The sequence below is a fragment of the Terriglobales bacterium genome, assembly GCA_035651995.1.
Taxonomy (GTDB): domain Bacteria; phylum Acidobacteriota; class Terriglobia; order Terriglobales; family Acidobacteriaceae; genus DASRER01.
In genome coordinates this window covers 46,224-56,592 of record DASRER010000030.1, presented here as the reverse complement: position 1 = coordinate 56,592, position 10,369 = coordinate 46,224, and the positions used below count along the sequence as shown (strand labels likewise).

10 protein-coding genes are annotated in these 10,369 nt (G+C 63.9%); 1 reads left to right on the top strand and 9 read right to left on the bottom strand.

Going from position 1 to position 10,369, the window contains the following annotated elements:
- Window positions 1-46 precede the first annotated feature (46 nt).
- From VFA60_11105 to VFA60_11065, 9 genes are all read right to left on the bottom strand, one after another.
- Entirely contained in the window at window positions 47-313 is a 267-nt protein-coding gene (locus VFA60_11105; protein HZQ92332.1) for a hypothetical protein, read from the bottom strand.
- Window positions 310-615 carry a cytochrome C oxidase subunit IV family protein gene (locus tag VFA60_11100; GenBank protein HZQ92331.1) on the bottom strand — a complete coding sequence of 102 codons (306 nt, stop codon included), beginning with the start codon at window positions 613-615 and terminating at the stop codon, window positions 310-312. Before VFA60_11100 ends, VFA60_11105 begins: the two co-directional genes overlap by 4 nt.
- A 79-nt stretch (window positions 616-694) precedes the next feature.
- Complete coding sequence (locus VFA60_11095; GenBank protein HZQ92330.1) at window positions 695-1,495, bottom strand: cytochrome oxidase subunit III; 801 nt, start codon at window positions 1,493-1,495, stop codon at window positions 695-697.
- A 16-nt stretch (window positions 1,496-1,511) separates the two neighbouring features.
- A complete protein-coding gene (locus VFA60_11090; protein ID HZQ92329.1) occupies window positions 1,512-2,249 on the bottom strand; it encodes a cytochrome c oxidase subunit 3 in 738 nt (245 codons plus the stop codon).
- 55 nt (window positions 2,250-2,304) lie between these two features.
- A complete protein-coding gene (locus VFA60_11085) occupies window positions 2,305-4,038 on the bottom strand; it encodes a cbb3-type cytochrome c oxidase subunit I (protein ID HZQ92328.1) in 1,734 nt (577 codons plus the stop codon).
- Entirely contained in the window at window positions 4,035-4,844 is an 810-nt protein-coding gene (coxB, locus tag VFA60_11080; GenBank protein ID HZQ92327.1) for a cytochrome c oxidase subunit II, read from the bottom strand. The genes VFA60_11085 and coxB overlap by 4 nt, the downstream gene beginning before the upstream one ends.
- Window positions 4,845-5,197: 353 nt before the next feature.
- On the bottom strand, window positions 5,198-5,755 hold the full coding sequence (gene pdxT / locus VFA60_11075; GenBank protein ID HZQ92326.1) for a pyridoxal 5'-phosphate synthase glutaminase subunit PdxT: 558 nt from the start codon (window positions 5,753-5,755) through the stop codon (window positions 5,198-5,200).
- Window positions 5,756-5,861: 106 nt separating this feature from the next.
- The gene (pdxS, locus tag VFA60_11070) at window positions 5,862-6,800 is read right to left on the bottom strand and encodes a pyridoxal 5'-phosphate synthase lyase subunit PdxS (GenBank protein ID HZQ92325.1); all 939 of its coding nucleotides are present in this window, start codon (window positions 6,798-6,800) and stop codon (window positions 5,862-5,864) included.
- A gap of 209 nt (window positions 6,801-7,009) precedes the next feature.
- Complete coding sequence (locus VFA60_11065) at window positions 7,010-7,483, bottom strand: PaaI family thioesterase (GenBank protein HZQ92324.1); 474 nt, start codon at window positions 7,481-7,483, stop codon at window positions 7,010-7,012.
- Window positions 7,484-7,846: 363 nt separating this feature from the next.
- On the opposite strand from VFA60_11065, the gene VFA60_11060 reads away from it, so the two are divergent.
- Window positions 7,847-10,369 carry a prolyl oligopeptidase family serine peptidase gene (locus VFA60_11060; protein ID HZQ92323.1) on the top strand — a complete coding sequence of 841 codons (2,523 nt, stop codon included), beginning with the start codon at window positions 7,847-7,849 and terminating at the stop codon, window positions 10,367-10,369.

The following is a 10,369-nucleotide window of genomic DNA, read 5'->3' as shown; positions in this document are numbered from 1 at the left end:
CCCGAAGGTCTGCTGCCTGAATCCTGATGCCGAAGGCTTAAATACCCTACCAGCGATCCGCGTCACTCACCCCGGCCTGTTTGAATTGATGGCTCTTCCGGTGGAGCACAAAGAAAGCGAATGCCGTAAGGATCGTCGGTGGAACCACCAGGATCAGAATTCCGCTGCGCAATGCCTCGATCATCCGCGCGCCCGACGAAGCCGCCTGCGTGTAGCACAACGCGCAACTCTGGGAGAACGCCGGCATGGGCACTGCCACCGCCACCCATGCCGCCACTGCAAATATCACAAGCCTGCTGAAACTCATCTTCACTGCTGCACGACTCCTGGTTTCGGCTGGGTGTAAGGAACTCCAAGCTCCATGCGGAAGCTGTCTGTCCAGCCATACTGCATGGTGATCAGCGCAAATCCCGTGAAGATCAGCACGAACAGTAGGAATCCGCGCTTTTCCGCCCACAGGTGCATGAAGAACAGCAGGGCCAGCCCGGCCTCGACGATCGCCAGGAACAGCATGCGCGCAAACATCGCCGCCGTTCCCACGTGGCTATACGCGATCACGAACTGCAATGCCGCAATGATCAACAGGCAAATGTAGATCACAACATATTTGCCCATTGAATCTTTGTACGTTGCCGCGGGCTCAGATATATGGACATCCGGTGCGTCAACCATATTGTTCTACTCCCAATCTTCTTTAGTGACCGAGGTTCAGCAGATAAACAAACGGAACCACGAACATCCACACCAGGTCCACGAAGTGCCAATACAAGCCGCTGACTTCCACGTCGTGCGCGGTGTAGTCCTTGGGCTTCAGGAACAGGACCAAGGCGCAGACGACGAGCGAGACCAGCAGCACGTGCGCGCCGTAGTGGAACGGGCTCCAGGCAGGCGTCCCCAGCCAGGCGACGAGCCACAGAATGGCCAGGATGGGCAGGAACTTCTTGCGCAGCGCGACCACGCCCAGATAAACGACGCCGATGGTCACGTGCAGCATGTGCATGCCGGTCAGGGTGAAGAAGGTGCCGGCAAACTGCGGGGCAGACTTGGTAATGTCGGCGAACTCGCCGGTGGTCTGCACGTGCGGGGGCGCGGTGAAGCCGGAGATCCGCAAGCCTTCATGGATGAGGCCGTGCCACTCCATGCCGTGCAGCACGACGAAGCCGGCGCCGCAGAGCATGGTGGCCAGCAGCCACCCGGTGGTCCACTTCCGGTCGCCGCGATTGGCGGCGGCGACTCCCAGCACCATGGTCAGGGAGCTGGTGAGCAGGAAGAAGGTCATGATGCTGGCGCGCGCAATGCTTTCCCCGTGGAAAGGCGTGGGCCAGTGCGGAACCGAGATGCGCCCGTAACTGTAGGCGAAGAGCAGCGCCCCGAAAGTGAGGGAGTCGGAGAGCAGGAAGAGCCACATCCCTATCTTCTTCGAGTAAGTGCGGAACAGCGACGGCTCGTACACCTCGCCGTGGTAGCTAACGACTTGCTCAGCGGCAGTGCTCATCCCTTGTTCATCCTCGTCAACGCGAGAAGTGGAGCAGCGCAAAAATGTAAATCCACAGCAATCCCATGAAGTGCCAGTACCAGCCGGTGGCGTCAACCGCCAGGCGACGGCTGTCGAGCGGCTTATGCAGCAGGGGCATGCAGGCGGCGTAGAGCAGCGCCAGCAGGCCTCCCATAAGGTGCGCCGCGTGGGCGCCGGTCAGCACATAAAAGAACGAGCCGCTGGGGTTGGTGGCCAGGAACACGCCGGCGCGACGCAGTTCGTGCCACGCCGTGACCTGTCCGGCAAGGAAGGCGAAGCCGAGCACGAGCGTGATCCCCATCCACGGAAACGAACGTTCCGGCTCCTCGGCGACGCCGGGGACGTGCAGTCCCACGGTGGCGGCGTAGCGGTTCAGGCTGCGCCGCGACTTCTCCAGCGTGAAGCTGGAGGCCAGGAGCACCAGCGTGTTGATTGCCAGCAACGCGGTGGGCAGCGGGATTGGGCGCCAGTCAACAACGTATTGGCCGGCGTGGTCGTCCCATGAGCTGAGGCCCTGGCGCACGATGTAGGCGCTGGTAAGCGCCACGAAGAGCATGACAACCGAGGCGAGCCCGATGGCGACACCCAGCCGATAGCGGCGCAGGCGCTCGTAATAGCCGGGCGCGTCGCCGGCGGCGTCGTTTCCATCGTCGCCACCGCCGTGCGGCGGCAGATCGGGCGGACGCCCTCCGTGCCGCTTGTCGAGCGTGAGTGTCGGGTTCATGGTCGCCATAACGTTGGATGCGGTCGTCACAGCGAGACGCAGCAAGCTACGTCTCTGCAAAACCTCAATCGCCTGCCGCGTGCACCGTGGCCGGGTCGGTCTGCATGATGAAGTCTTTCGTCGCGCCGGGCACGCTGTATTCGTACGGGCCGTGGTGCACGACCGGGGCCTTGCCGGCAAAGTTGTCGAAGGGCGGCGGCGACGGAACGGTCCACTCCAGCGTCGTCGCCTCCCAGGGGTTCTCGCTCGCCTTCGCGCCCTTGAACATGCTCCAGAACAGGTTGATGAGGAACACGAACTGGCCGGCAATGGTGATGATGGCCGCGATCGTGATGAATCCCTGCACCGGTTTGAGCGGCTGCAAATAATCAAAGATGAGTTGTGAGTAGCGCCGCGGATGTCCCGCCATGCCGAGGTAATGCATCGGCATGAAGATGGCGTAGGTGCCGATGAACGATATCCAGAAGTGGACCTTGCCCAGCGTGTCGTTCATCATGCGGCCGAACATTTTGGGGAACCAGTAATACGTTCCGGCGAAGATGCCGAAGATGGCGGCCACGCCCATGATCAGGTGGAAGTGCGCAACAACGAAGTAGGTATCGTGCAGGTAGTTGTCGATCGAGGGCTGCGCCAGGAACGGGCCGCTGAGTCCACCGGTCACGAACAGCGAAACGAAGCCGAGCGCGAACAGCATGGGGACGGCGAAGCGGATGCGGCTGCGGTAGAGCGTGCCAAGCCAGTTGAACGTCTTGATGGCGGAGGGAACGCCGATCGCCATGGTCATGAGGCTGAACGTGAACGCCGAGTACGGGCTCATGCCGCTCATGAACATGTGGTGGCCCCACACCATGAAGCCCAGCAGGCCAATGCCGATGATGGCGTACACCATGGCGCGGTATCCGAAGATCGGTTTGCGCGCGAAGGTGGAGAGCAGCTGCGAGGCCACGCCCATGCCGGGCAGGATGGCGATGTAGACCTCGGGGTGTCCGAAGAACCAGAACAGGTGCTGCCACAGCAGAGGCGAGCCGCCCTGGTGTTTGATCTGCACGCCGCTGACGACGAGGCCGCCGGGCACGAAGAAGCTGGTGCCGAGGTTGCGGTCCATGAGCAGCAGGATGCCGCCGGCCAGGAGGACGCCGAAGGCGAGCAGGCCGAGGATGGCGGTGACGAACCAGGTCCAGCAGGTGAGCGGCAGCCGCCACATGCTCATGCCGCGGGCCCGCAGATCGAGCGTGGTGGTGATGAAGTTGAGCGCGCCCATCAGCGACGCAACGCAGAAGATGGCGATGCTGGCGATCCACAGGTCCGCACCGAGTCCCTGCCCGGGGCCGGCCTGCGGGATGGCGCTGAGCGGCGGATAGAACGTCCAGCCGGAAAGCGGCGCGCCGCCCTGCACGAAGAACGCCGCCAGCATCACCACGAACGAAACAAAGGTCGTCCAGAACGAGAGCATGTTCAGGACGGGGAAGGCCATATCTTCGGCGCCGATCTGGATCGGCAGGAAGTAGTTGCCGAAGCCCGACTGCGGCGCGGTGGTCAGCACGAAGAACACCATGATGGTGCCGTGCATGGTCAGCAGCGTGAGGTAGGTCTCCGGCATGATGTGGCCGAAGATGGGCAGGTTCACGTCAGGCCAGACCAGGTGGATGCGCATCAGCAGGCTGAGAAACATCCCGGTGAAGACGGCGACCAGGGCGAGGAAGTAATACTGGATGCCGATCACCTTGTGGTCGAGGCTGAAGATGTACTTGCGAACGAATCCCTGCGGCGGGTGATGGGCTGCATGGGTCTCGGTCATTGGGCTTGTTTCTCCGCCAGGCGCTCGGCCTGCCATTTCGAGAAGTCTTCTTCGCTTACCACGCGCAGCTTGGCGCGCATCTTGTAGTGGCCTAGCCCGCAGAGCTCGGCGCAGGCCACTTCGTATTCGCCGATCCTGGTCGGCGTGAAGTGGACGTGAATGTTGAGGCCGGGCACGGCGTCCTGCTTGAAGCGCAGCTCGGGCACGAAGAAATCGTGGATCACGTCTTCGGCGTGCAGCGTAGCGTCGATCTCGCGGTTCACCGGCAGAACCAGCGTACTGGTGACCACGTCGTCTTTGCCGGCGGGGTCGTCGGTGTCCACGCCGACGGCCGCTTCAGGGCCGGCCGAAGGATCGATCAGCTCGGGCCTGGTGCGCGCGAACTTGCCGTCGGGCCCGGGATAGCGGAAATACCATGCGAACTGCAGACCGGTGATCTCCACCTGCATGGCGCCCGGCTTCGGGCCCTGAAAGCGCTGCTCCGCCCACACGCGCGAACCCATCAGGTTCAGGCCAATAAAGAGGATGGCGGTGAGCACCGTCCAGGTGACTTCCATGCGCAGGTTGCCATGGCTGTATTCCACCCTGGCGCGCTCGCGGTCGCGGTACTTCCAGCAGAACAACCCGAGAGCGAGTTGCGCCGCCAAAAACACCACGCCCATGGCGATGTAGGTGACGTGGATCTGCGCGTCAATCGGCGCCGCATAGGCGGAGGCGCCCGCCGGCATCCACCAGGTTTTCGCTACGAAGAAATATGAGCTTGCCAGCGTGATGAGCCAGACAACGAACAGCAGTGCCAGCCCCATTTTGTTCCGGCCTCGTGCGTTCTGAAGTGAACCACGCGCTCGCCTGCACAGAAATCACAAATTTTAGCGAGCCGGGAAGAATAGCACACGCGCTGCGACGGGCTGCAAGAGGGGATTGTGCTTGGTCCTACAGCTCTGCTTTTTGTTCTTACATCCCGAGCGCAGCGAAAGAGCCATATCCGGACCCGCGCAGCTCGGGTCAAGGCGGGAATCCTTCGACTCGCCCTTTCCCGCTTCGCGGGACCGGGACTTCGCCCAGGATGCCACACTTTCGTGAGGGCCCGCCGGGAGCGGCACGGGCCGCGGTATAGGTCCTTCGCTTCCGCTCGGGATTTTCTCACGCAGCCGGTCAATCAGCGAACCAGCTTCAGGAACTCTGCGTGCACCCGCGTGTCTGCGCTCAGCTCGGGATGAAACGTGGCCGCCATGACCTTGCCCTGGCGGACGAGAACCGGATCGTTGCCTTCGCGCGCGAGGACTTCCACCTCTTTCCCAACGCGCTCGATCTTGGGAGCGCGGATGAAGACGGCTTCGAGCGGGCCGCCGGGCAGGGAAGTTTCGGCGGTGTGGATGGCGCTGTCGACCTGGCGGCCGTAGGCGTTGCGCCGCACGCCGATGTCGAGCGCGCCCAGGCTCTGCTGTTCGGGCCCGGTCACCTCACGCGCGAGCAGAATTGCGCCGGCGCATGTGCCGAACGTCGGTTTCGAGCGCACGAAATCGCGCAGCCTGCGCTCAAATTCCGCACCGAGAAGCTTCAGGAATGTGGACGATTCTCCGCCGGGGATGATGAGAGCGTCGAGGTTGTCGAGTTGTTCCGCCTTGCGCACCAGGACGACCTGGGCCCCGAGCTGCTCGAGCCGGCGGCGATGCGCGTCGAAGTCGCCTTGCAGTGCGAGAACACCAACCGTCATGGGAACAAAACCTTACCGCGGACCGGCGCGGATGAACGCCGATCCAAAGCGAACCGTGATACGCGCTTGTCCGCGTCAATCCGCGGTAGGAATTTTCTTCAGCCGCTTACCAGCCTCGCGTTTGCAACATGTCGGCCTCGCTCATGGCGCCGACGGCGAGGCCCTTCATCGAGCTGGGCACGTCCCGCGACACTTCAAGTAATACTTTAGGGTCTTGATAGTGCGTCGTCGCCAGCACGATGGCCCTGGCGCGGCGATAGGCTTCATCGGGCGGGCAGAAATTGACCGAATCCGCCATGAAAATGCCGGAGCCGACGAACACGGCCTCGGCGCCGAGTTGCATAACCAGCGACGCGTCTGCGGGCGTCGCAATGCCGCCGGCTGAGAAGTTCGGCACCGGCAGCTTGCCGTCGCGGGCGACGATGCGCACCAGCTCGTAAGGGGCCTGGTGTTCCTTGGCCTTGGCGTAGAGTTCTTCCTCACCGAGCACGGTGAGGATCTTCATCTCCTGCACGATCGAGCGCATGTGTTTGACGGCGTGGACCACGTCGCCCGTGCCGGCCTCGCCTTTGGTGCGGATCATGGCTGCGCCCTCGGCGATGCGCCGCAGGGCCTCGCCCAGATTGCGCGCGCCGCACACGAACGGGACCTTGAAGGCGTGTTTGTCCACGTGATGCGCCTCGTCGGCGGGGGTGAGGACCTCGGACTCGTCAATGTAATCAACCCCGAGTTCCTGGAGAACCTGCGCCTCGGCGAAGTGGCCGATGCGGCACTTGGCCATGACGGGAATGGAGACGGCGTCCATGATCTCGCGGATTTTTTTCGGCGAGGCCATGCGGGCCACGCCGCCCTCGGCGCGGATCTGCGCCGGCACGCGCTCCAGCGCCATGACGGCGACGGCGCCAGCCTTCTCGGCGATGGAAGCCTGCTCGGCGTTGGTGACATCCATGATGACGCCGCCCTTCAGCATCTCGGCCAGGCCGGTCTTCAGGCGCAACCCGGTGTCGCCGGGATTGAAGCTTTTGTTGCCGTTGTTGTCCGCCATAGAACCCTCCCCCGAACGCGTGTGCGCAGGCACGCTCCCGCTTTGGCCTACTGATGTGAGCAGTGGCTGGGCGGGAACACTTTATTTTAGCTTAAACCTCTCTCACCGCAGAGGCGGAGTGCAGGTGCCCGGCGCCCAAGATCACGCGCCGGGCTTTCCCGGCGTAGCGCTCGAACATCGCTTGCTCTCCGCTGGGTTTTTCGGGGGGCTCAGCGTCCTCGGCGTTGAAAAGCCATGAACTGTCCTGGATCGATCGCAATGAACACGCCGGTGCTGCGCGCCAGCACGTCGCCCTGTTCATTGAGGATGTGCGCGGCGTTCAGGTGGCGCCGTCCGCGGACGCTGCGTTCGTAGCCTTCCACGATGATCGGCTTGCCCAGCGGCACGGGTTTCAGATACTCCACGCGCATGTTGCGGGTGAGCGCGATGACGGAGCGCAATTTGTTGACCTTGCCCATGGCTTCGTCGAGGAGCGTGGCGATGATGCCGCCGTGGGCGTGGCCGGGAGGGCCCTGGTAGCGGCGCGGCAGGCGGAAGCGGCCCACGAAGCGGTGTCGCTTCTCGTCATAGTGGAAGCGCAGGCGCATGCCGTCGGGATTGTCCTGGCCGCAGCCAAAGCAGTAGTTGCGCGGAATCTTGACGAGCGCGGTGTCGTGTCCGCGACCGTGTCTCAGGGTGCTCATATAAGAGGATGCGGTACGAAGCTACCGTGCCGCGAGGGTAGCGGGCAACTGTGCGCTGGGACGGGCGGCGCCGCATCCAGATAGCAAACGACGCCGAAAAGGGACTTAGGCCACGAACACGCACGACCGCGCGGCGCCGGACCCGGCAAGGCCTGTTCGGGCGCCGAAAAGGTCTTCGACTCCCGGCGCAGCCCAGAGATCGCTTCGCAAAGCGCCTAGCCCCGGAACTTTCGTTTGGCTTCGGGGTTGTTGTCACCGGCGGCCACGCCGGAAAGCGCTGCCCAGCGGCCCGTACCCGGCTTGTCAATTCATCAGCTCTGAGCGAAACTTTCGCTTCGCCAGCCCGCTGATGTGAGGAGATCCATGCGCACCCGTTCAACACTCGTCCTGCTCTTTCTGTTGCTGTTCGCGTCCCTAGCCGCCTTCGCTGCCGACACGCCCGCAGTGGCGGCGCACGCGCCGTTCAAGTATCAGCGGCCGCCCGACCCGATTCCGGCCATGGTGGAAGCGTCGCCCACGCCGGAACTGGTGGTGAGCCCTACGCGCGACACCGTGATCCTGGTGGACTGGCTCCGCAATCCGCCCATCAGTGACCTGGCGGCGCCCATGCTGCGGCTCGCCGGGCTGCGCATCAATCCCGCGACGAACGGCGCACACCGCATCCAGCACAACATCGGCCTGCGCATCGTGACGATTGCCGGCGGCAAGGAGCAGAAGGTCGCTCTACCGTCGAATGCGCTGGTCAGCGTGCCAAGGTACTCGCCTGACGGGAAGAAGTTTTCCTTCACCAACACCACCGCGAACGGCATCGAGCTCTGGGTCGGCGATGTCGGCAGCGCGACCGCGCACAAAGTGCCGGGCGTGACGGTGAGCGCCATCTTCGCGAGCGGCTTTGGCGGACGCGATCCGGTGGAGTGGATGCCGGGCAGCAAGTCGCTGCTGGTGACGACCGTGCCGGCCGGCCGCGGGGCGGCGCCGAAGGCCGCCGACGTTCCCGATGGCCCGAACGTACAGGAAAGCTACGGCAAGCCTGCGCCGGTGGCCACCTACGAAGACCTGCTGAAAAATCCGCACGATGTGGCGCTGTTCGACTACTACGCCACCGCGCAGCTGGCGATGGTGGACGTGGCCAGCGGCCGCGCCACGCCGGTAGGTAAGCCGGCGGTGTTCGGCACAATTTCGCCGTCGCCCGACGGAAAGCACATTCTCGTGGCGAGGATCCACCATCCCTACTCGTACCTGGTGACGGTCGGCGAGTTCCCGCGCACGGTCGAAGTCTGGGACAGGACGGGCAAGCTCGAGCACACCGTGGCCGAAGTGCCGTCGGAAGAGGGCGTGCCCATCGAGGGCGTCGTTACCGGGCCGAGGAGCTGGGCGTGGCGTTCGAATGCTCCGGCCACGCTGGTCTGGGCAGAAGCGCTTGACGGCGGCGATCCGCGCAAGAAGGCTGACTTCCGCGATCGCCTGATGATGCAGGCGGCCCCGTTCACCACACCGGCCGTCGAACTGGCGAAGCTGGAGAAGCGCTTTGTTCCGCGCGCGGCCGGGGTGGGCGGCGTTGGGGCGCGCTCCACCGGTGGATACCTCTGGGGCAACAACGGACTGCTGCTGGTGAGCGATTACGACCGCGACAAGCGCTGGCTGCGCACGCTCATGCTCAACGCCGACAAGCCCGGCGAAGCGCCACAGGTGCTTTTCGCCCGCAATATTCGCGAGCGCTACAAAGACGCGGGAGCGCCGGTCACGCGCATGCTGCCGAGCGGGCACCTGGTCCTGTGGCAGCAGGGAAGCAGCATTTTCCTGCGCGGCGATGGCGCCTCGCGCAACGGCGACTTCCCGTTCCTCGACCGCTACGACCTGGAGGCGAAAAAGGCCGAACGTCTTTTCCAGGCCGCTGACCAGACCTTTGAAGAAGTGACCTCGCTGCTCTCCGACGATGGCACTCGCTTCCTCACGCGCTTTGAGACACCCGGCGATCCGCCGAACTACTACGTCCGTACGGCGGGCTCCAGCGAGCGCAAGGCGCTGACCCATTTCCCCGACCCGGCGCCGCAGTTCAAGGGCGTCACCAAAAAGTTCGTCACTTACAAGCGGGCCGACGGCGTGGACCTGAACTTCACCCTCTACCTGCCGGCGGGCTACAAGCAGGGCGAGCGGCTGCCCACGATTGTGTGGGCGTATCCGCTGGAATTCAGCGATGCCGATACGGCCGGGCAGCTCTCGGGCTCGCAGTATCGCTTCACCATCCCGACCGGCTATTCGCACCTGTTCCTGCTCACGCAGGGCTACGCCATCCTGGACAACACGGCCATGCCGGTAATCGGCGACGCGCGCACGATGAACGACACCTACGTCGATCAGGTTGTGGCTGACGCGAAAGCTGCGATCGACAAAGCGGTCGAGATCGGCGTGACCGACCGCAACCGCGTGGGAGTGGGCGGGCACAGCTATGGCGCGTTCATGACCGCCAACCTGCTGGCGCACTCCGACCTGTTCCGCGCGGGCGTGGCGCGCAGCGGCGCCTACAACCGCACGCTGACCCCGTTCGGCTTCCAGAGCGAGCGGCGCACCTTCTGGGAGGCGCCGGAGATGTACATGAACATTTCTCCGTTCCGCTACGCCGACAAGATCAAGTCGCCCATCCTGCTCATCCACGGCGAGGCGGACGACAATTCGGGGACGTTCCCCATCCAGAGTGAGCGCCTCTACCAGGCCATCAAGGGCAACGGCGGCAACGTGCGCTACGTCACCCTGCCCTATGAGGCGCACGGCTACACCGCGCGCGAGTCGGTGGAGCACACGCTGTGGGAGATGGTGAACTGGTTCAATAAGTACGTGAAGAACGCCCCGGCGGCGGCGGAAACAGCGACGGCGGCGGCGAAGTAG